Annotated in this window: 20 protein-coding genes; 15 read left to right on the top strand and 5 right to left on the bottom strand. The window is 50.1% G+C overall.

Annotation, left to right across the window (positions count from 1 at the left end; all coding sequences use genetic code 11):
* Positions 1–588 carry a LysM peptidoglycan-binding domain-containing protein gene (locus HY879_21745; GenBank protein MBI5605967.1) on the top strand — a complete coding sequence of 196 codons (588 nt, stop codon included), beginning with the start codon at positions 1–3 and terminating at the stop codon, positions 586–588.
* On the opposite strand, the gene HY879_21740 is transcribed toward HY879_21745, so the two are convergent.
* The gene (locus tag HY879_21740; GenBank protein ID MBI5605966.1) at positions 578–1,780 is read right to left on the bottom strand and encodes a deoxyguanosinetriphosphate triphosphohydrolase; all 1,203 of its coding nucleotides are present in this window, start codon (positions 1,778–1,780) and stop codon (positions 578–580) included. The genes HY879_21745 and HY879_21740 overlap by 11 nt on opposite strands.
* Positions 1,781–2,199: 419 nt before the next feature.
* Between HY879_21740 and groES the strand changes: the two genes are divergently transcribed.
* From groES to HY879_21725, 3 genes are all read left to right on the top strand, one after another.
* Positions 2,200–2,487, top strand: a complete 288-nt coding sequence (gene groES / locus HY879_21735; protein ID MBI5605965.1) for a co-chaperone GroES — start codon at positions 2,200–2,202, stop codon at positions 2,485–2,487.
* 15 nt (positions 2,488–2,502) lie between these two features.
* Entirely contained in the window at positions 2,503–4,128 is a 1,626-nt protein-coding gene (gene groL / locus HY879_21730; GenBank protein MBI5605964.1) for a chaperonin GroEL, read from the top strand.
* A 126-nt stretch (positions 4,129–4,254) separates the two neighbouring features.
* Positions 4,255–4,914, top strand: coding sequence for a TIGR04211 family SH3 domain-containing protein (locus HY879_21725; GenBank protein ID MBI5605963.1), 660 nt, complete (start codon positions 4,255–4,257; stop codon positions 4,912–4,914).
* Positions 4,915–5,008: 94 nt separating this feature from the next.
* Here the strand turns inward: HY879_21725 and HY879_21720 are convergent, their stop codons facing one another.
* The 4 genes from HY879_21720 to HY879_21705 form a co-directional block, all read right to left on the bottom strand.
* Positions 5,009–5,638, bottom strand: coding sequence for an MBL fold metallo-hydrolase (locus tag HY879_21720; protein MBI5605962.1), 630 nt, complete (start codon positions 5,636–5,638; stop codon positions 5,009–5,011).
* A gap of 149 nt (positions 5,639–5,787) precedes the next feature.
* Positions 5,788–5,976, bottom strand: coding sequence for a CooT family nickel-binding protein (locus HY879_21715; protein MBI5605961.1), 189 nt, complete (start codon positions 5,974–5,976; stop codon positions 5,788–5,790).
* A complete protein-coding gene (locus tag HY879_21710; protein ID MBI5605960.1) occupies positions 5,969–6,385 on the bottom strand; it encodes a DUF3842 family protein in 417 nt (138 codons plus the stop codon). The genes HY879_21715 and HY879_21710 overlap by 8 nt, the downstream gene beginning before the upstream one ends.
* A gap of 291 nt (positions 6,386–6,676) precedes the next feature.
* Positions 6,677–7,801: an ATP-binding protein gene (locus HY879_21705; protein MBI5605959.1), complete on the bottom strand. Its 1,125-nt coding sequence runs from the start codon at positions 7,799–7,801 to the stop codon at positions 6,677–6,679.
* A 394-nt stretch (positions 7,802–8,195) separates the two neighbouring features.
* On the opposite strand from HY879_21705, the gene HY879_21700 reads away from it, so the two are divergent.
* From HY879_21700 to HY879_21650, 11 genes are all read left to right on the top strand, one after another.
* Complete coding sequence (locus HY879_21700; GenBank protein MBI5605958.1) at positions 8,196–8,540, top strand: DUF4258 domain-containing protein; 345 nt, start codon at positions 8,196–8,198, stop codon at positions 8,538–8,540.
* Complete coding sequence (locus HY879_21695) at positions 8,537–8,758, top strand: type II toxin-antitoxin system MqsA family antitoxin (GenBank protein MBI5605957.1); 222 nt, start codon at positions 8,537–8,539, stop codon at positions 8,756–8,758. The genes HY879_21700 and HY879_21695 overlap by 4 nt, the downstream gene beginning before the upstream one ends.
* Positions 8,759–9,074: 316 nt before the next feature.
* Positions 9,075–9,395 carry a DUF2442 domain-containing protein gene (locus tag HY879_21690; protein MBI5605956.1) on the top strand — a complete coding sequence of 107 codons (321 nt, stop codon included), beginning with the start codon at positions 9,075–9,077 and terminating at the stop codon, positions 9,393–9,395.
* Positions 9,396–9,717: 322 nt separating this feature from the next.
* Entirely contained in the window at positions 9,718–9,918 is a 201-nt protein-coding gene (locus HY879_21685) for a hypothetical protein (GenBank protein ID MBI5605955.1), read from the top strand.
* Between the two features lie 296 nt (positions 9,919–10,214).
* Positions 10,215–10,433: an addiction module protein gene (locus HY879_21680; GenBank protein MBI5605954.1), complete on the top strand. Its 219-nt coding sequence runs from the start codon at positions 10,215–10,217 to the stop codon at positions 10,431–10,433.
* On the top strand, positions 10,433–11,107 hold the full coding sequence (locus HY879_21675) for a hypothetical protein (GenBank protein ID MBI5605953.1): 675 nt from the start codon (positions 10,433–10,435) through the stop codon (positions 11,105–11,107). Before HY879_21680 ends, HY879_21675 begins: the two co-directional genes overlap by 1 nt.
* A 318-nt stretch (positions 11,108–11,425) precedes the next feature.
* Positions 11,426–14,431, top strand: coding sequence for a TIR domain-containing protein (locus tag HY879_21670; protein MBI5605952.1), 3,006 nt, complete (start codon positions 11,426–11,428; stop codon positions 14,429–14,431).
* A gap of 124 nt (positions 14,432–14,555) precedes the next feature.
* On the top strand, positions 14,556–17,183 hold the full coding sequence (locus HY879_21665; protein MBI5605951.1) for a hypothetical protein: 2,628 nt from the start codon (positions 14,556–14,558) through the stop codon (positions 17,181–17,183).
* A 31-nt stretch (positions 17,184–17,214) separates the two neighbouring features.
* A complete protein-coding gene (locus tag HY879_21660) occupies positions 17,215–17,502 on the top strand; it encodes a Ryanodine receptor Ryr (protein ID MBI5605950.1) in 288 nt (95 codons plus the stop codon).
* A 272-nt stretch (positions 17,503–17,774) separates the two neighbouring features.
* Positions 17,775–18,596, top strand: coding sequence for a sel1 repeat family protein (locus HY879_21655; GenBank protein ID MBI5605949.1), 822 nt, complete (start codon positions 17,775–17,777; stop codon positions 18,594–18,596).
* Between the two features lie 92 nt (positions 18,597–18,688).
* Positions 18,689–20,674: a TIR domain-containing protein gene (locus tag HY879_21650; protein ID MBI5605948.1), complete on the top strand. Its 1,986-nt coding sequence runs from the start codon at positions 18,689–18,691 to the stop codon at positions 20,672–20,674.
* The last annotated feature ends 84 nt before the right edge of the window (positions 20,675–20,758 follow it).

Below are 20,758 nucleotides of genomic sequence, written 5' to 3'. Positions count from 1 at the left end.
ATGGTAGATGATTTGGAAGAAAGAAAAGAACCGAAAGTCGAGGTCGCCCATGAACCGGATGAGTGTTCATCCTCTTCAGGATACCAGGGAAGGACCCATCCGGCCTCTGCAAAAAAATGGCTTTTTATCCCGATAATCCTGGTCGGACTGGTGGTTCTGGCTTTGGGCCTTTGGATGGTCCTGCCGCCGGGATTCATTCCAACCCAAAAACAATCGGAATCCCCTGAATTCAAAGCCCTCAAAGAAGAGGTACAGAAATTGAAGGGGGAATCAAGCCCTTTGAAAAATGAAATCCAATCCTTACAGGAAGGGCAGAAGGGTTTAGAGGGGCAGGTAAAGGCCCTGCAGGAACAGGCAACGGCCCTAAAGGAACAACTAACGGTCCTGGCAAAAAAACCGGAAACCCATGGAGTTAAAAAGGCTGCCCCCAAAGCGACAACCTATAAGATAAAAAAAGGGGACACCTTCAATTCGATTGCCCAACAATTCCATGTGCAACCCGAAGATATCAGGCACTGGAACCGGCTCTCCTCAAAAAACAAACCCCAACCAGGCCAAACCATAAAGATTTATTCCTCTATTCCCTGAAACCAAACATGACTTTTTCATAGGGTTCGAACATCATCTGATAGAGGTCCATGGCATAGCGGTCTGTCATGCCTGACAGGTAGTCCGCCAGTACCCGACGTCCGGCCTTTTTATTTTCGGCCTGACCGAACCGAAATTTATAGAATCTGGGCAACATGTCCGGATTTTTTTCTAAGTGATGAAACAACCCCGAAATAATCAGTCTCCCTTTTTCATTCATAATGCAGACCTGGGGACGTTTATAGACATTTTCAAAAAGAAAATTTTTCAATTGATTAAAATCTTCCCAATCCTTGTCAGGGGCAGTCACAATGGGGATCCGGGCTTTTCGAACCTCTTGAAGGGTATGGATTTTCAGGCGCCGCAAATTTTTATGCGTTTGTTCGATGACCATGATGTTGGTTTCCTCGATCAAGGTCCGGACCAATAATCGGGCCCGAATGATGGTATCCCCATCATCGAAGCCGGGATATCGATCTCCACACTTTCTTAAAACCCGAGCGACCAGGGGGTTTTCCATTTGAGGGATATCGTTCATGGACAGAAAGCCGGCATTCAAGGCATCTTCCAGGTCATGGGCACAGTAGGCCAAGGGATCGGCAATATTGACTATTTGGGCCTCCAGGGTCGGGGAGGGCGTGTTTTTGAATTCCGCTGGAACGATGGGATGATCATAGAGGGTCGTGTGCCGGGCAATACCTTCCCGGGTTTCAAAACATAGATTCAGCCCGTCATAAGCCTTATATCGTTTTTCCAAAAGATCAACGACTCGCAGGCTCTGGAGATTATGTTCAAACCCCCCCTCCTTCTTCAGAATCTCGTTTAAGATTATTTCTCCCGTGTGTCCGAAAGGGGCATGGCCCAGGTCATGGGCATAGGCAATGGCCTCGCATAAATCCTCATTTAACCGAAGGGCCCTGGCCAGAGTTCGGGCATGCTGGGCCACTTCGAGGGTATGGGTCAACCGGGTTCGATAAAAATCTCCTTCGCTGATCAGAAAAACCTGGGTTTTATATTGGAGATCTTTAAAGGCCTTGGAATAAAGTATTCGGTCCCGGTCTCGCTGAAAAGCGGTCCTGAAGGCATCCGGTTCATCGCCATGGAGGGTCCGCCCCATACTTTTGGCGCTTTTAGTGGCGTAAGGGGAAAGGGTTGTTTCCTCAATAGCTTCTAATTGCTCTCTGATGTTCATAATCTCCTTAGTACTAAAATAGGGTTCAAGGATTCCAGGGTTCAAGGTTTTAAATTCCACGCCTTTCACTTGGACCCTTGGCCCCTGGACCCCTTGAATCCTTTTTCATGCTTCGTCATGCGTCGATTTAATTGTTTTTGGTTTGCTTTGAGCTTTCGGCTTTGAGCTATTTTCGTATTAAGATATTTGAAAAACTATTATACCAGAAAGCCAGGGCAAAGAAAAGACAGCCGTAACTCCTTAGATCGACCAATAAAAGTTCTTTTTTTGCCTTTTTGCACAGTCATCCAGAAACCTTTTCGCGATTCTATAATTTTTTTTATTTTAGACTTGAATTTAAGAACCTTTGAACTTATATTAGCACTGACCAAAAGGGAGTGCTAACAAGACCCATAATTTTTAGGAAGGAGAGTGAATTTATGAAAATCAGGCCATTACATGATCGAGTAATTGTCCAGAGGATCCAAGAAGAAGAAGTAACCAAAGGGGGGATTATTATCCCGGATACTGCCAAGGAAAAGCCCCAGGAAGGCAAAGTCATTGCCGCAGGTCCTGGGAAAGTCTTGGAAAACGGGACCAAGCTTACCCTGGATGTCAAGGTCGGGGACAAGATTCTATTTGGGAAATATTCCGGAACCGAGATCAAAATCGAAGGCGAAGAGTATTTAATGATGCGAGAAGACGATATCTTAGGCGTGATCGAATAAAGGAGGGAGTAGAATATGTCAGCAAAAGAAATAAAATACGATTCAAAAGCCCGAGAGGCCATGAGGGTTGGAGTGGACACCTTGGCGGATGCCGTGAAGGTTACCTTAGGCCCCAAGGGCCGGAATGTAATACTGGAAAAGTCCTTCGGTTCACCGGCTATCACCAAGGATGGCGTTACCGTTGCTAAAGAGATTGAACTGGAAGATAAATTTGAAAATATGGGAGCCCAGATGGTCAAGGAAGTGGCTTCCAAGACCAGTGATGTGGCTGGAGACGGAACAACCACGGCTACTTTGTTGGCCCAGGCCATTTATCGGGAAGGGTCCAAGCTGGTTGCCGCCGGCAGCAACCCCATGGCCATTAAAAGAGGTATTGAAAAGGGTGTGGAGGCCGTTGTTAAAGAATTGAGAAATATCAGCAAGCCTACCAAGGACCACAAAGAAATCGCTCAGGTAGGGACCATTTCGGCCAACAACGATTCCACCATCGGCAATATTATTGCCGAAGCCATGGAAAAAGTCGGTAAAGAGGGCGTTATCACCGTTGAAGAGGCTAAGAGCATGGAGACGACCCTGGAGGTCGTGGAAGGGATGCAATTTGATCGGGGCTATATTTCCCCCTATTTCGTGACCGATCCGGAAAAAATGGTAGCGGTGTTAAGTGACCCCTATATTCTTATTAATGAAAAGAAAATCAGCAACATGAAAGACCTTCTACCGGTTTTGGAACAGATCGCCAAAATGGGCCGGCCTTTATTAATTATTGCCGAAGAAGTTGAAGGGGAAGCCCTGGCCACCTTGGTGGTCAACAAGCTACGGGGAACCCTTTCCTGTGCCTCAGTCAAGGCTCCCGGCTTTGGAGACCGGCGCAAGGCCATGTTAGAAGATATCGCTATTTTAACCGGTGGGCAGATGATCTCTGAAGATTTAGGGATTAAATTGGAAAATGTGACCCTGAAGGATATGGGGACAGCCAAACGCATCACGATCGACAAAGACAATACGACCATCGTCGATGGCGGCGGCGAGAAATCCGCTTTGGAAGGCCGGGTCAAACAGATCAGGGCCCAGATTGATGAAACCACTTCCGATTACGACCGGGAGAAACTCCAGGAGCGGTTGGCCAAATTGATCGGCGGTGTTGCCGTAATTAACGTCGGAGCGGCTACCGAAACCGAGATGAAAGAGAAAAAAGCCCGCGTCGAAGACGCCTTGAACGCTACCCGCGCAGCCGTTGAAGAAGGGATTGTACCGGGTGGAGGAATTGCCCTCTTACGGTGCCTGCCGGCCTTAAACGCCATCAAAACCGAAGGGGAGGAAGCCCTGGGGGTCAATATCATTCGGAGGGCCATAGAAGAACCGGTCCGGCAGATTGCCAACAACGCCGGCTTTGAAGGCTCTGTTGTCGTGGAAAAGGTTAAGGCCGAGAAGGGCGCTTTCGGTTTTAATGCCGATAGCGGAACCTATGAAGACCTTATGAAGGTCGGTGTCATCGATCCAACCAAGGTCACCCGTTTTGCTTTGCAAAATGCGGCATCGGTTGCCTCTCTCCTGTTGACGACGGAGGCCATGGTGGCTGAAAAACCTAAGGACAAAGAACCCGCCATGCCGTCTATGCCGCCGGGCGGTGGGATGTACTAAATCATAAAACCATAGGATGTTCAAAAAGCCCCCTCGTCTTTGGGGGCTTTTTTATTGTAATTTTCTTGACTTCCGCTTCCAATTTTGCTAATAAATGCCTAATTCTACTCTCAATTGAGGGGAAAGATGGCTTCCCGTATCTTACTCGCCCTGATTATAGGATTCCTTTTCTATTGCCCTGCTTCCTTATGGGCCAAGTCTATGTATATTACCGACCGAATCGAAGTGGGCTTACGTTCCGGGACCGGAATAGAACAACGGATTATAACCATGCTAAAAACCGGGGATCGCGTTGAGGTCCTTGAGGGGGATAAAAATTGGTCGAAGGTTAAACTGCCGGATGGAACAATGGGTTGGCTGGCTACTCGTTTTTTGGTAGATCAGGTTAAGCCGGCCCCTTCCTTCGATCCTAAATTTCAGGAAGAACTTCAACGGTTAAAAGAAGCCAACCAAAATCTGGGCCGGGAAAGAGACCTGTTGATCCAGGAAAAAAATAGGCTGTTACATGAAACCGAAGAAGCCAAAAAACTGACCCAAACCCTCCAGCAGGGAAAAAATCAACCCCCTTCCCATGAACTGGCGGAACTTAAGACCAAAAACGATCAACTGAACAAAGAGATCAATCTTTACAAAAAACAGGTTGCCGAATTGGCTGAAAAAGGAAAAGGACCGCGTAACGAAGAACAGATCAAATGGTTTTTAGCCGGTTCAGCGGTCCTTTTTATAGGATTATTGTTGGGCTGGTTCATAAGTCGTAACCGCCGAAAAACCCACCGCTACTATTGAGGAGTTATCAGCGATCGGCATTCAGCCCTCAGAAAAAATCCAGAAAAATGGGATCCTGCTGATTGCTGTAAGCTTACCGCTGAGCGCTCTCTTTTTATCCCTTCTTGGGTAAAATTCGAACGTCCACTATCCCTTTGAGTAATGCTTTAAATTCCTGGGCATCGGCTTCCGATCCCACTATAGCCCCATAATGTATCGGAACGGCGATTTTGGGTTTTATCACCTTTGCCGCCTCCACCGCTTCTTTGGCGGTCATCACATAGGTCCCGGAGACCGGAAGGAAGGCTATATCGGCCTGGATGGTTTTCATTTCCGGGATATAATCCGTATCTCCTGGGTGATATAGACGCGCCCCGTCCAATGTGACAATAAATCCCAGCCAACTGTTAACTTTTGGGTGAAAATCCTTATTGGTATTATAGGAGGGGACCGCCTCAATCCTGATGCCTTGAATGGTTTTGGTCTCTCCAGGTTTGAGGATTTCGATCTTGCCGGAAAGTTTTTTGGCCGAATTCGCTTCGGTCACAATGATCGTATCCTTGGTTTGGATTTTTTTTACATCCTCCGGGGAGCAGTGATCGAAATGGTCATGACTGATCAGGATAAGATCGGCCGGCGGTCCTCCGGGAATCTGAAAGGGATCGAAATAAATGGTCTTTTTATCCTGGTATAAAATACCATCGTGCCCCAGCCAGCTTATCTTGCTTAAGACATCCTCGATCATCTCCATATCCTCCTTGTGTAAAGTGAGACAGATACTGGATTGATACTGGGCAAAAGGCCAATAGGTCGATCCAGTGTGCTTGTAATATCATCATCTTTTGTTCATTTTTATTTTATCCAATATCCAGAAACCAGCATCCAGTATCTGAATCATCTCTCCTCCAGAATAATCTTATGATCCACTAAAGACAATTTTTTGATCCTGGCTGAAAGGATTTTTTGTTCGCCGAAGATGTTTACCAATCGAATCTGGCCATTATCCGGCTCTAAAAGGTCCACACTATCCAAAACCAGTTCTTCTTTCCCGTCACGAATAATAAATGCTGCGGCTTCACACATTTTCCATACACTCCTTTAAACGAATCATTAATTTTTCCACCAGGTGGGGGAGCGGTTCTGAAAATAACCCAATCACTTCAACCCGTTCCTGGGTAAGGGGGATCAAAAATTTCAAACCTGGGCTCTCAGCGACCGCCCGGGCAATAGCCGGGGTAACCTCACCCATCATGGACTGGGCCAAAACAATCCCAATCGGCCCGATCAGGATGTCCATCTTGGGAGCGGTTTGAATGATGGCATTTTCCCCCGTCGCCCCTTTATTGGCCCGGGCCTTCAACATCTGGGAGGTGGCGATGGAATTGGTTCCCAAGGCGATTACTTCCACCTTTTCGTTGAATTCCTCCCGTAATTTCTTGATGATGGCGCTCCCGATCCCGCCGCCCTGACCGTCTAAGACTCCTATTTTCATAGCTCAGCTTTTCTTGATGGATAAATATTTTTGGGATTGTAAATTTATCTGAGTATAAATTGAACCAGGCTGGTGAGTCAAGGGGTTTTCCTTTCCTGCCCGGAAAAACAAAAGAAATCTCAAAGTGATACCCCCCTGTTCGATACATATTTTTCTCAAGGATCTGGTGTAAGTCGGGGTCTCCTTGCCTTTCGCCATGTTTTTCTCCTTGACAATACTGATGGACTTATAAATAGTCCATCAATACATATTTTACAAACAGGTTAAGTGGGGGTTTGGGCCGGAGTCCCCTCATTCCTTAAGGCGTCTGAGCCAGATCCCGAAGAGGGGATCGACGATCACGAAGAGGGGAGCCTTCTTTTCGATATAGTCCAGTTCCAACAATCTCTTAAGTGCTCCCTGGACGCCGCCGACAGAGCCGAGGCCATGCCTGCCCATGTAATCGACAGAGTAAGGCTTTTCAGTCGGCTCCAGAGCAAACGCGGAAAGGAGTTTTATCTGTTGAAGTGAAAGGGCTTGAACTATCGCTTCATATACGATGCCCTCTTCTTCAACGGTTTTCTGGAACCCCTTAATATAGTCCTCCTCAGTCACCTTTTTACCGCTGACCTCAAAGATCGAATAAGGCACTCTCTGGACGTAATAGGGATAGCCACCCGTTTTTTCAAGGATTTTCTTTCCGATCTCCTCCGGGCATGATTTTCCTCCCCTTTTGAACTGTTCAACTACGAAACGGACTCCTTCTTCAAAGGGTAAAGGACCTAACGGAAAGTTTATAGAACTGCGATAGAAAGGCCTCTTTCGAATGTTGAAGATATCAGTTAGAACGCGCCGCCTACTCCCCACGAAGAAGTAAGAGGCACGGCTGTGAGTCTGGATGTGCGCCCTCAGCATTCCTTCTATTTGGAGGGACTCACGTAACTCCGAGATCTCTTGAAATTCATCGAAGACAATATGAACACCCTTCTTTTCTTCTTGGATGAACTTACCAAAGCCATCGAGGGTACTGTTGAGGAGATCGGCCCCCTTCCGCCCGACGGATCGCTCCACGGTCAGGGAAACGCCATACTCCGGATCAGGTCTGATTACCGGCCTCCAGGAGGATAAAAATTTCATCGCCTTTTTAAAGAGGCCTTCGTTTTCATGACAATAGGAATAGAGCCGGGAGGCCATTCTGGCAGCCAGGTCTTCCTGCGAATCGATGCCGAACAAATCGATATAGACCGTCGCGAGTCCCTTTCTCTTCAATCTTTCCTGTACCCTTTGGACGAGGGATGTCTTCCCATATCTTCTCGGAGAGAAAAAAACGACGTTGGCCCTGTTCTGAGCATGGGCCACCAACTGGTCCAGTTCTTTCTCTCTATCACAGAAGGGCGCTGTCAATGGTAACACTCTGAAATAGAATGGATTTTGCATCTCACGGCTCCCTATCACCTTTATAGTTACTAAACTTTAGTAACTAATATAGCATAAAAAAATTCCAGTGTAAAGGTTGAAAAGCCTCCCGAGCTATGTAAATTAAGAGGGCCTCTCCTTACCCCCGCTATCATTTTTGACGAAAAAATTTCCCCCCCGGAAAAGACCTTCTCAAATCTATCCCAGTTCAGACTCCTTTCCATCCCCATATTAAATTTGGTATCTTTGCCTGGCCCAATACAGCCTCCACCAAGTCGCTATTACAATGAGACCGTTAATAAGAGAAAATTAACCCGGATCTTGAAAAACATTGTCTTGTAAACTTAAAAATGTTAATTTATTATACTTTTTTACTCCTTAAAAAGTTGTCAATTCAGATTTGACGGGAATCTTTATGAACGATAGGCATCGAATTCCTATTGATCCTTTAAGCTATATTCAGCGTTGCATAAAGGAGAGAAAAATTTTCTGGACTTATCATGTAACTATGAGATTAAAAGAAAGATTTATTAACCGAAACGAAATATTGGATTCCGTTTCACAGTTCGAAATCATCGAAGAATATCCAGATGACAAATATTTTCCCAGTTACCTGGTTTATTCTTGGAATAAGGGCAATATTTTTCATGTCCAGTTTGCTATAGATATGCCTGGAAATAACATTCGGGTTATTACCGCCTATCAGCCAGATTCCCAAGAATGGAATGAAGATTTTAAAACAAGGAGACCGTCAAAATGAAATGCCATGTTTGTGGATCTGAAATGGAGCCTATTATTACCACCTTGCCTTTTAAGGTGGACCAGGAGACCATCATTATTTTAAAAGAATTGCCGGTACTCCAATGTAAAAATTGTAATGAATATCTATTAGAAGATAATATTATGGAACGAGTGGATCAAATTCTTGAGAAAGCCGATTACGCTGCGGAACTGGAAATTATTAAATTTGCCGCTTAACGTTTTCATGGATATTGATTTCGATCTGCCAGCGTTTAGCATAGCCGTTTAAAGGTGACCCTTGATCCGGATGTTGACCTGACCACCAAGGAAGGGATACGCCTCTGTTCGGCCCATCTTTTTCTCAAGGATCTGGTGTAGTCGGGGCTTGTCGTCTGGGCCGTGATGACTGACAAAAGTCAATATGAAAGATGCGACCCCATGATTCCCCCTTTCACTCTATTTTTCTCCTTGACCCCGTTTTGCCCTATGCTATACTTTTTCGAACTGGACGACTGTCCCAATTCCGGCCCCGTTCCATAAGAGAGGAAATAATATGGAATGTATTTCTGTATTAGAAGCACGGTATATCAATGACTATCGGATTGAGCTAAAATTTAACACCGGGGAAACAGGAGAAGTTGATCTTCGAGATATTGTGTACAAATATGCAATTGCCTCACCCTTACGCGATCCCGTAGTGTTCTCACGTTTTTACCTTGACTCCTGGCCTACTCTTGCCTGGGATTGTGGTTTTGATATTGCACCTGAGTCGCTTTATTTTATGGCAACAGGGAAATTAGAAGGGAATGTTGAAACGCCGGACGTTCGCCTGCACCCGGATAGCAGCCAACCTGCGGCTGACGGTCCCCAGTGATGCGAACGTTGCCGCTGAAAGAATGACATAAAGGTGACGTATTGAATATACGTTATTACATTGATCCAGAGACGCAATTACCCCATATCTATAGCCATGACGTTGAGGAAATGGAGGTGGAAGAGGTTCTCGCCACCCCGGGCGAAGATCGACCGGGACGGGAAGGATCAAGAGTCGCCATTGGAAAAACATCGGGAGGGAGATATATCAGGGTCATTTATGTTCCCGATCCTGCGCCCAATAGTGTTTTTGTGATTACAGACTATGAGCTTGTAGGCAAACCATTGGTCGCATATCGCCGCCGAAGGAGGAGAAAAAAGAGATGAAACAAAGCAAATTTCCACCGGGATGGGACGCAGAGCGTGTGAATAGTATATTGGCCCATTATGAATCTCAGTCTGAGGAAGAAGCCGCCGCTGAAGACGAGGCAGCTTTTGAAATTTCGGGTCAAACGGTTATGGAAGTCCCAATAGAAATAGTGCCGGCGGTACGGGAGCTAATTGCAAAGCTCAAAGCAGCATGAAAAGCAGCTAATCATCGGCTGCATCCGATCGCGCAAACGGCGCGCTCCGAGTGAGTAGGTTGTTTCGGCGCGAAGAAAACATAATCAGGAATTCAACATGACCCCCAAAAAATTTTATGACTGGTAGAAAGCCGGTGGCACAGATGATGTCGTGCGCCTGGTCGATAGTCTCAAGCGGGCCGTTTTTGCCTGGAGCGCAATCGATTGCTGTCTTGGGAACGAAGTGTTATGATTGATAAATTCATAAAAAAACCAAAATCGAAGCATTGCATAGTTTTAATAACGGAGGTGTTATCATGACAACCACAGCAGAAAGGCTTTCCGAGGAAATAAATTCTTTATCGGACGTTGAAAAACTGCGATTGGTGGATGCAATCCTTACCGATCTTGATAAACCGGACCCGGAGTTGGATCGGATTTGGGCGGAGGAGGCGCGCAAACGTTGGGATGCTTACAAATTAGGCCATATTCCGTCAGTATCATATAAGGATGTTATAGAAAAGTATCGCCGTTGATGAAAATACGCTTTCTCACGTTGGCCCAGCAGGAACTCGATGACGCTGTCGTCTGGTACAATGAACAGGTTGATGGTCTTGGTAAGCAATTTCTCGATGAATTGGATCGGGCGGTTCGAAGATCAGTATTGGACCGATCGCTTCAACCCGGGCCGGTGATGAACAAATCAAGGCTTTATGTAGCTCTAATCATTCTACTCAGTCATGCCGGGTGTGGAGGCGGAGGCGGTAACCGCGGCAGCGGAGGGGGAAGTTGCCTTGCAGCCGCCACCCAAATCGTGCTCCAGGCTGAAAACGGTTCCGGCGCCGGTCAGGTGATGTCCCGGTCCAATGCCGGTGGACAGGCCACGGTCTGGCTCCACGCCAATGAGACCCGGATCATCACCTTCCCCCTTTGTCCCGGTACCAATACCAATTACAGGCTAAGGGTCCGGTATAGCAATGACAATAACGGCCCAACGGAAGTGGTTTCCATACAATTGGATGGCAGCTCAGTTGGACAATTCACTTCAGAAGATACCGGTGATTTTGGTTTGGGATGGAACAATTTCGCCGAAAGCCCCGACTTGGGTCCCGTAACCCTGCAGCCAGGAGACCATAAAATAACCATTTCGGTGACCGGTGGGGATGGCAACGGGATAGAGATAGACTCGGTTATCCTGGATCGGATTTAGCAAACCCTCCCGGCCTTCCGCTCTATTATTCTTCTTGACTCCGTTTCCCTCCATGTTATAGTCTTTCAACCAAAAAGCAAAGTCATATCAAAGAGTCACGAGCAATAAAGAGACGAACCTAAGAACAAGACGACCTGATTGAAACTGGGCATGCCCATACCCTTCTTGAGAAGAAAGCAGGGAATCTCTATTCAATCTGTGAACAAATCGGTTATTCGATCAAGCCGTAGCCGATTAGAAAGGTTTTTCTTTATTTCCAAATTCATAAGCTAACAGCGTCGCTATATACTACATTGACTCTAAAAGGAGCATCGAATCATGACCAAGGTATTCCTGTCATACGCCCGAGGCGATGACGGCGAGCCGTATAATCCCGCCAAATCCTTCGTCGTGCGGCTTCATACCGATCTCACCGCCGCTGGCTTTGATGTCTGGTTCGACCGCGTCTCATTGCCGTCTCGGCAACTCACCTTCCACCAGGAGATCGCTGACGCTATCCGCGCGCGGGACAGGATAGTGCTGGTGGTCGGTCCGAAGGCGGCGCATTCCGATTATGTCCGTCAGGAATGGCGTTGGGGGCTCGAACTCGACAAGCCCGTCATCCCCATCCTCCTACGGGGCGACTACCAGGACATTCCCGGCGAACTGGGATTGCTTCACTGCGACGATTTCCGTGACGATGCCCAGTATCCGGTCCAACTCGCCAAGCTCATCGCGAATCTTCGCCTCGACGCCCCGCCTTTGGGGGCGCTCTACGGTGTGCCGAACCTGCCGCCGAATTTTCTCGGCCGGCCCGATCTTCTTCGCCGCGTCAAGGACGCTCTGCTCGTGGACCTTCAGAAGCCCGTCGTCATCAGCGGCGCCGCCGCGCGCGTCGGCATGCAGGGCATGGGGGGCATCGGGAAGTCCGTGCTGGCCGCGGCACTCGCACGCGACCCCGAGGTGCGCCACTCCTACCCCGACGGCATCATCTGGGTCGCCGTCGGCCAGCCACCTGATCGCGTTAGCCTCCTGCGCGACGTGGCCCGACACCTCGGCAGTCAGGAGCCATTTCAAACCGAAGTCCAAGGACAGGGTGTCCTCCGACAACTGCTCCTTCAGAAGGCCGTACTGCTTGTCCTTGATGACGTCTGGCATGCTTCGGATGCCAAAGCCTTCGATGTACTGGGCCCGCGCTGCCGGGCGCTGGTCACTACGCGCGATATTGGCATCCTGAGCACCATGGGCGGCGAGTGCGTGCCGGTGTCGCTCTTCACCGAGCCGGAGGCGCTGCAACTGCTCGCCGGCGCAGTGGACATGGAACGTGCCGCCCTTCCACGCGAGGCGCAGGAAGTGGTCAGGGAGTGCGGATGCCTGCCGTTGGCCGTGGCGCTGTGCGGCGGCATGGCAAAAGCAGGGCATTCCTGGCAGGACATCGTCGCAGCCCTGCGCGAAGCGGATCTGGAGTGGCCGGAGAACCGCGAGGAGACCAACGAACAGCATCGTACCATCTGGAACGCGATGAAGGCCAGTTACGATGCGCTGAAGGACGTGGAGAAACCGCGCTTCGCCGAACTCGCCGTCTTCGCGACGGGCCGGACAGTGCCGGAAGCTGCTGTCCATGTACTGTGGGAGCACACCGGGCCGTTAAGCGATCGCAACTGCAGCAAACTGCTCATCAGCCTGTCCGAGCGCTCCCTCATCCAGCTCGACCAGAAGGCCGCCCAGCCGGGGGAAGCCATTGAACGCCGCTTCCGCCTGCACGACCTCGTGTATGACTTCGCCACCCGTTTGGCTGGCGAGCCAAAGGCCCTGCACCGGACCTTGCTCGATGCCTATCGCGGAAAATGCCCAGATAGTTGGCCTTCAGGCCCGGATGACGGCTACTTCTTTCAGCAGCTTGTCGGCCATCAAGCCGACGCGGGTGACTGGATGGAAGCCGGTGAACTGGTGACCGACTTCCCGTGGCTGATGCGGAAATGCGAACTAGGCTTGTTTGATTCGATTTCCTACGACTACGGGACGCTGGAGAGGCGAGCCCCAGCGGAGATAGCGAAACGGCTTGAGTTTTGGTCGACCTCCTTCCGGGAGAAAATTCACATCCTCCGCCGTGGAAACGACGAATGGCCAGGTCACAAGATTCTGCTGCAACTGGCCATTGAACATGCCGATAACAGCCCGATAACGATTGCGGCGGAGCAATATCTCCACGCGGGCAAGGTTGATTGGGTGTGGTTGCGGCGAATGCAAAGAGTGGAAGAAGCAGACGTCAGCCCTTGCCTCTCTGTCCTTGAGGGCCATACATTCGAGGTCAAAGGTGCCCTTCAGCTCCCCGACGGGCGGATACTCTCGTGGTCGGGTGATAGGACCCTGCGCCTCTGGGATACTGACGGACGCCCCCTCGCCGTACTTGAGGGGCATACGTACCAGGTCCGTGGCGCTCTTCAGCTCACCGACGGACGGATGCTCTCCTGGTCTGATGGTCATACCCTGCGCCTCTGGGATACAGACGGACGCCCCCTCGCCGTACTTGAGGGGCATACGTACCAGGTCCGTGGCGCTCTTCAGCTCACCGACGGACGGATGCTCTCCTGGTCTGATGGTCATACCCTGCGTCTCTGGGATACTGACGGACGCCCCCTGGCCGTACTTGAGGGGCATACAGACTGGGTCAAGGGCGTCCTGCAACTCACCGACGGGCGGATACTCTCCTGGTCTGGTGATCATACCCTGCGCCTCTGGGATACTGACGGACGCCCCCTCGCTGTACTTGAGGGGCATACAAACTGGGTCAATGGCGCTCTTCAGCTCAACGACGAGCGGATACTCTCGTGGTCTGATGATCGTACCCTGCGCCTCTGGGATACAGACGGACGCCCCCTCGTCGTACTTGAGGGGCATACAAACTGGACCAATGGCGCCCTTCAGCTCAACGACGGGCGGATACTCTCGTGGGCTTGGGATCATATCCTGCGCATCTGGGATAGTAAAACCGGAGCTTGTATTGAAGTATTGAACTTCATTGAATTCTGCATTCGATATCCCGAATCAATACCTCTTTATCTTGGAAGAGACCTTTATTACTCCGACATATTTGCCAGAGCAGAACGCCGTTATGGAGAAGTCAATCTTCCAGTAAAGGGGCAAAAGATCGTCCTCTGTGCCCGTTGGCATGCCGATTCTGACGGCACAGCGCGTCTCCTCAGATCCGATGGCACCCTTGTTCTCACTCAAGCCAACGGACAGGTCTGTTTCCTGAAACTTTATTATGGAGCGACCCGCATTTCCCTGGACCAGTTCTTAGAATGGCGCAAGGCACAGCCGCCGCCCCTGGAGGATGAATGACCAACGTTCATTACACACATACCCAAATAATAAAAATGGAGAAGCCCTCTCTGATGCCCCACCAATCGGTGATCTTTTCCATCATAAAGAAACCGAATATCATTTCCAATCAAAGGAGATCGTCATGACTGCCAACGCCATTCTCGTAACAGGTGATTTCATCATTGACCAGCATGTCTATGAAGGACGACGTTTTCATTATGCACAAAGGCCCAGGGTCGGGGTAAAGGTAAAACCGGAAATAGGTGGAGCTGCCCTGGTTCAAGGCATACTGAAGGAGCTGCTTCAGGGGAACAAGCAAGGGTGGACCTCCCGTCTTACTGTTCAGGATGCCATGCCTAATGATGCGGCATTCGGCCTTAATAATGCCGAACATGCCTACGCGTACTGGCGTCCTTTTCCAAAAGGTATTTCTCCTGATCGCCAGTTCTGGCGGGTCAGCGAGGCCATGGGCTTCGGTTTTAATGACGGAGAGAAAAGTTGCGTTCAATGGCCTATTGCGGCGGATCTACCGGAAAGCCCCGAGATCATGGTCATCTCCGAAGGAGGGATGGGTTTCAGGGATTGCCCAGAAAACTGGCAGAAGGAGAGGCTTACCACAGCCCGGTGGATAGTCCTGAAGACAACATCGCCGGTGGGGGTTGAAGAGCTCTGGGACCACCTCACCATAAACCACCGTAACAAACTGATCGTGATCATGTCCGCCCATGAATTGCGTAAGTCACCGGCCAGACTCCATGCTGGTTTGTCGTGGGAAGAAACCATTGAAGGGGTACTTCGTGAACTGAGACCTGAGGGTGTTCTGCCCAATCTCGTGAAATGCAGACATCTCATTATCACCTTCGAATCGGAGGGCGCTCTCTGGATCGATCTTACTGATGGAACCGAACTGTCCAAAGCCTACATCCATTTGATCCATAACGCCGGCAGTATCGAAGGGGAGCATTCATATAAGACCGAGGGGAAAGGATTCGGGTTTCTCTCCTGTCTTGCAGCGGCCGTGGCATGGCGGCTATCCGATAATCTTGAAATCCCTGACATAGCCTCTGCCCTTGAGGGCGGGCTGGCCGCCATGAGAGACCTCAGAGAAAAAGGGCATGGCCCTGCCGGAGAGGAACCCCAGGGGTTCCCGTCAAAGAGGCTGGCAGGAGTAATAAAACATCCTGGAACCCTGTATTCCAGGGCAGTGTATTCTTCATCCCCTCCGGCGGATTCGACCTGGAGTATTCTCCGTCAATCACAGCTCAAGCCGGTATTCGATCTGGCCCGGCTTGTTCTTCTGCGCGGTCCTATTGCTTTGGAAAGCCTGCCGCATCTCAGCATTGGCAAGCTTTTTACAGCCGACCGGACAGAGATGGAAGCCTATCGCTCTCTATTAGAAGTAATTCGACGATACGAAGACAAAAAGGAATCAGGAAAGAAGCCCCTCTCTATCGGGGTATTCGGTCCTCCTGGCGCCGGTAAATCTTTTGCTGTGAAAGAAATCGCTGCCAGCACGGTAACCTTAGACGGTTGGTTGGAATTTAACCTTTCTCAGTTTAATTCTCCTGACGATCTCATTGGCGCCTTTCACCAGATCCGTGACCGAGTCCTGCAGGGGCAACTGCCGGTTGCCTTTTTCGATGAGTTTGATTCCCAAAAATTCAGATGGCTCCAGTATCTTCTTGCCCCCATGCAGGATGGTAAATTCCAGGAAGGTCAACTCACCCATACCCTGGGGAAATGTATTTTTGTCTTTGCCGGAGGGACAAGCTGGACCTTCGAAACCTTCGGGCCGCCTGATCCATCAAAGATAAGTGGTGTGGATGTTCAGGCGTATAATGATTTTCGTCTTGCCAAGGGGTCTGATTTCAAGAGTCGGATTGATGCCTACTTAGACGTTATTGGGCCAAATCAACGTAAAATTCATCTTAAGCCCGGCAGCAGTGTGGAGGAGCAGATTGAAAAGGTTGGAGGACATGACTTTATCACCGATCCGACAGATACCTTCTTCCCTATCCGGCGTGCTCTCATGGGCCGCTCCGAGCTTAAATGTGGAAAGGACGACAAGCTTGAGATTGACGAGGGATTAGCCCATGCTTTGCTCCACGTGAAAGAGTATATGCACGGATCCCGATCCCTAGGTAAAGCCCTCCAGCCCTTTGCTGCTGCTCGGCCAGGGACGCTGCACCGATCCCTGCTAATGCCCTTAAACCAATTGGAGATGCACACGAATGCGGAAGAGTTTATTTTCCTTTGCTCTAATGCTCCCAAAATATTTTCCCCTGAAGCACGTTTGACCATGGAGCAGATCAAACAAATTGCCCCAGCCATAAGCGAAACCTTCCGGGCCTTAGGGAAAAAGGAAGGATGGTCGAAACCTGAAACCGACAAGGATTTTGGAAATTTATCTCCCTTCTTTCAGGAATCCAACCGCGCCGCAGCTAAACGGATGTTGAATTTGCTGGCCCTTATCGGGCTGACCCTCGTTGAAGGGACGGCAAGCGCTGCAGAAGAAGATAAGGTGAAACAGCATTTGGAATACTATCTCTTGGCCCTGGCGGAAGCTGAGCATGAGGGTTGGATGATCTGGCATCTTGAAAAGGGGTGGTGCTACAATCCTAAGCGAGATGACGAGAAGAAGCAACATGACTGTTTGATCCCGTTCTCGAAATTAAGCGATAAAGATAAGGGCAAGGACCGTGACACGATCCGGCATTATCCTGATTTCGCCCGTGAGGCGGGAATGAAGATTGTCTTTATCGAGAAGTGAAGAATACGGGTGGACAGAGAAAAGAGGACTTATGAATGCATACACACCGAAACCCATTGACACATCAAAAGTCACCCTTACCAACGACCTCGTGGAACTGACGGAACACCTGGCCGAGAATACTCATGAGATCTGGTCAAAACAGCGGATGAGTGAAGGCTGGACCTGGGGGCCGGAGAGAGACGATAAAACCAAGAAACACCCGGACCTTATCCCCTACGCTGACCTGCTCGAGTCGGAGAAAGAATACGACCGGATGACGGCCATGGAGACATTGAAGGTGATAGTGGGATTGGGGTATGGGATAGAGAAGGTATAGAATTACTACCGAGAACATAAAATAGGTTGCACTATAAAAAACAATTTCACCGCCCACTCGTCTTAATAAAAACAGGACTCGTTCGAGACGCCGAGTACGCTAAGTTAGAGATTTTCCATTTGCCTGTGAGAGGCAGGCAAATGGAACGAGCTCTTTTTGTTTTCCGCCCTCTCAACGGAAAGCAAAAAAAAATCTCCTCTGCGCTCTTTGCGACTCTGCGGTAAAAGCATTAGGTAAAACCTTAGGATGAGAAATGGAAGAAATCATATTGCTTGACTGGCAGGAATGTTCCCGATGATGAGATTCGTGACGCTGGAGCCGGTACCTTGAATCGAACCAAGAGTGACTTGAAAAGCCTCCGGCGGCAGGCCAAACAGGGTGACGCCTGGGCTCAGTTCACCCTGGGGGAGATGTATAGGAAGGGCGAGGGAGTAACCCAGAATTTCGCCGAGGCGGCCAGGTGGTATCGACGCCTGGCTGCCAATAGTATCTGCCGTACTGCCGATTACCGGCTGGGCCTCATGTACTTGAAGGGAGAAGGTGTGTCCAAAAACTACGCGAAGGCCTTCAAGCGATTCTCCCTGGCTTCCACGGGGGGACACAGGGCGGCCCAGGAGTGCCTCGGACGGATGTATGAAAAGGGCCAGGGGGTTCCCAAGGACCTGGAGCGAGCCGCTTGGTGGCTCGGGGTGGCGGCCAAGCCCGAGACGGATCTAAGAAAGCCCTGGTACTGGCACGGGCGGATGGACGTGAACGGCAAAGAGAGTCGCCAGACTAAAGATGTGGATTTCTCGGCCGATGGGGGACTCTTTCTGATGACCGGACCCGTCGACGACCGACTGTGCAGGCCCTGCCTAAAACACCTCAGCCTGGTCCGCACCGCCGAGGAGTGGGAGACCATTGAGCCGGCGGTTTTTACCAATGGCCTGCACGAGGGTTGCCGTTGCTCATGGCGCCCCGTTTGTAGTATCGACAGCAAACTCAAAATAATGCAGAACACCATCGGGCTTCAGATGGATGTTGAAAAATTCAAGCGGGGCATCTACTGGAAGCCGATCATGGTGCTGGGTGATTTGCTGAGAGACATGGAATAACCTATTCGAAGATAACGCGACACCCACGAAGGAGTACACCATGAGTAACGAAGGAACCACTACTGGGACCGCAACTCAAAGGATTCAGCCTTATGTCTGATCAAGCTAATCAAACCTACGACATTTTTATTAGTTACTCCTCTAACGATCTATCCATGGCGCAACAACTCTACGACCGCCTTGTCGCCGCCGGTTTCAACGGCGATGACCCCAAAAATCCCAGGATTTGGTTCGATAAGAAGCGCCTGGATCCCGGCTGCGACTGGCATCGGGAGATCGAGGCTGGTTGTGAGAACAGCCGGATCGTTATTCCCGTTCTCACCCCGCGCTGGAAAACGAAGGAATGGACGAAGTACGAGACCTATGGCGCCGAAGCGATCATCCCATTGGTATTCGAGGGTACCCTTGAGGAGGTCTTTACTCCTCCTCTCCTTAGGTTTCAAGGGGATGTCATTGATCTAACCGGAAAAGACACCTCAGACCGATGGCCAGTACTCTTTGAGGCCCTGCGGAAACTACTTGCTGCCCCACTCCCTGAGGTGAAAGAGCAGAGGGTAGCCCACCTCCGCTTTTCCCATAACCCGAACTTTGTGGGTCGTGAGGCCCTGATGGATGAGATACATGAAAGGCTTTTTACCAATCCCACCACCACTCTGACCCAGGGACATATCCAGGCCGTTACCGCGCTGGGCGGGGTTGGCAAGACTACCTTAGCCCGGGAGTATGCAGAAAAATTCTGGCGCTGTTACCGCCAGATGTTCTGGATAAGCTGTAAGGCCGGCGTGGTCACGGAGATGGCAGGTCTCTACCCACTCCTGTTCCCGGAAAGGACCGGCGAAGGATTGAAGGAGGATGAGAAGGCCGCTTCAGTACTGAGAGAGCTTAAGCGCCTCGACGCACCCCTCCGGCTGGTCATCTTTGACGATGCGGTTGATGAAAATACAATCCTTTCCTGGCTTCCCAAAACAGGCAACTGTCATACTATCATCACTTCCCGCTTCACGGACTGGGAGACCGGCATTGAACAGACCCCGGTCTGGGTCCTCGATAAGGAACCGGCGCGGGAGTTGCTGCTCAAACGGGCCCATCTCGAATGGGAGAACCTGACCGGGGACGATAAGACGGCCTGTGATGAGCTGGCAGGCAAACTCGGATATCTGCCCCTCGCCCTTGAGCAGGCCGCAGCCTATATAGAGATTCAGAACAAAGGGCAGGGTCAGGGGTTCGGATATAGAAAATATTTAACCCTTTATGAGAAGGCCGAAAATGAACGAAGACTGCTTGCCAAGGGCACCAAAGGTGCAACGGAGTATCCTGACGCCGTCTTTAATACCTGGCGCACAACCATTGACCAACTCCCTCCAGGATCCCGGGCCATACTCAGGCTCACCTCATTTATGGCACCTACGCCCATTCCCTTTGCTATGGTTCTCCATGGCGCATCCATCGTGGCTGAACAGGCCCGTCTCTCTGGCGATGATAATATTCCTGAGCCGGATGAAATTGAACTCCGTGAATGGAAGGAGGCCCTGATCCGCTACTCCATGATAAGGCCAGAAGCCCTTGAAGGATTCTCCGTCCACGGCCTGGTGCAGGCAGTGGAGCGGCACCAGATTACGTCTTCCATCAAGGATGAAGTGATCGATAAATCGACCGCCCTTCTGACAACGTTCGCCCCCTATCCGGCTTTTGAATTTGAGAACTGGCCTGCATGGGAGGTTCTATTCCCCCATGCTGAGGCTCTTTGGTCACATCAGAATATGCGCCCCAATGAACGGCTTAATAGCAAACTTTTGGTAGGGCTCTATGGTTGTCTTCATGCCAGAGCGCGATATAACGAGGCCATTCCATTTGTCAGGTTTTTATTGGCAATGAACGAGCAACAATCCGGTCCCGATCACCCCGCTACAGCCCAAAGCCTGAACAACCTGGCCGTACTCCTTCAATCCAAAGGGGATTACGACGGTGCAGAGACTCTCTTTCGCAGGGCGCTGGCAATCAAAGAGAGGACCATGGACCCAACCATGCCTCTGAATATGCCGAAATTTAATGATATTATTCAGAAATCTGTTCAATAGCTTGTTCGGCAACAGAGATGGCGTACCATAACAGACGCATGGATAATATCGACGCAGAGAGGCCTCTCGATAGGCAGCCGCAGG

Source organism: Deltaproteobacteria bacterium (genome assembly GCA_016219225.1).
In the GTDB taxonomy this organism is placed as follows: Bacteria; Desulfobacterota; RBG-13-43-22; order RBG-13-43-22; family RBG-13-43-22; genus RBG-13-43-22.
Note: the sequence above shows the minus strand (reverse complement) of the source record. Positions and strands in the feature narration are given on the sequence as shown.

Excerpts from the sequence above, each read along its gene's own strand:
- HY879_21745 (MBI5605967.1), top strand. The coding sequence starts at position 1 with ATGGTAGATGATTTGGAAGAAAGAAAAGAACCGAAAGTCGAGGTCGCC.
- HY879_21740 (MBI5605966.1), bottom strand. The coding sequence starts at position 1,780 with ATGAACATCAGAGAGCAATTAGAAGCTATTGAGGAAACAACCCTTTCC.
- groES (MBI5605965.1), top strand. The coding sequence starts at position 2,200 with ATGAAAATCAGGCCATTACATGATCGAGTAATTGTCCAGAGGATCCAA.
- groL (MBI5605964.1), top strand. The coding sequence starts at position 2,503 with ATGTCAGCAAAAGAAATAAAATACGATTCAAAAGCCCGAGAGGCCATG.
- HY879_21725 (MBI5605963.1), top strand. The coding sequence starts at position 4,255 with ATGGCTTCCCGTATCTTACTCGCCCTGATTATAGGATTCCTTTTCTAT.
- HY879_21720 (MBI5605962.1), bottom strand. The coding sequence starts at position 5,638 with ATGATCGAGGATGTCTTAAGCAAGATAAGCTGGCTGGGGCACGATGGT.
- HY879_21715 (MBI5605961.1), bottom strand. The coding sequence starts at position 5,976 with ATGTGTGAAGCCGCAGCATTTATTATTCGTGACGGGAAAGAAGAACTG.
- HY879_21710 (MBI5605960.1), bottom strand. The coding sequence starts at position 6,385 with ATGAAAATAGGAGTCTTAGACGGTCAGGGCGGCGGGATCGGGAGCGCC.
- HY879_21705 (MBI5605959.1), bottom strand. The coding sequence starts at position 7,801 with ATGCAAAATCCATTCTATTTCAGAGTGTTACCATTGACAGCGCCCTTC.
- HY879_21700 (MBI5605958.1), top strand. The coding sequence starts at position 8,196 with ATGAACGATAGGCATCGAATTCCTATTGATCCTTTAAGCTATATTCAG.
- HY879_21695 (MBI5605957.1), top strand. The coding sequence starts at position 8,537 with ATGAAATGCCATGTTTGTGGATCTGAAATGGAGCCTATTATTACCACC.
- HY879_21690 (MBI5605956.1), top strand. The coding sequence starts at position 9,075 with ATGGAATGTATTTCTGTATTAGAAGCACGGTATATCAATGACTATCGG.
- HY879_21685 (MBI5605955.1), top strand. The coding sequence starts at position 9,718 with ATGAAACAAAGCAAATTTCCACCGGGATGGGACGCAGAGCGTGTGAAT.
- HY879_21680 (MBI5605954.1), top strand. The coding sequence starts at position 10,215 with ATGACAACCACAGCAGAAAGGCTTTCCGAGGAAATAAATTCTTTATCG.
- HY879_21675 (MBI5605953.1), top strand. The coding sequence starts at position 10,433 with ATGAAAATACGCTTTCTCACGTTGGCCCAGCAGGAACTCGATGACGCT.
- HY879_21670 (MBI5605952.1), top strand. The coding sequence starts at position 11,426 with ATGACCAAGGTATTCCTGTCATACGCCCGAGGCGATGACGGCGAGCCG.
- HY879_21665 (MBI5605951.1), top strand. The coding sequence starts at position 14,556 with ATGACTGCCAACGCCATTCTCGTAACAGGTGATTTCATCATTGACCAG.
- HY879_21660 (MBI5605950.1), top strand. The coding sequence starts at position 17,215 with ATGAATGCATACACACCGAAACCCATTGACACATCAAAAGTCACCCTT.
- HY879_21650 (MBI5605948.1), top strand. The coding sequence starts at position 18,689 with ATGTCTGATCAAGCTAATCAAACCTACGACATTTTTATTAGTTACTCC.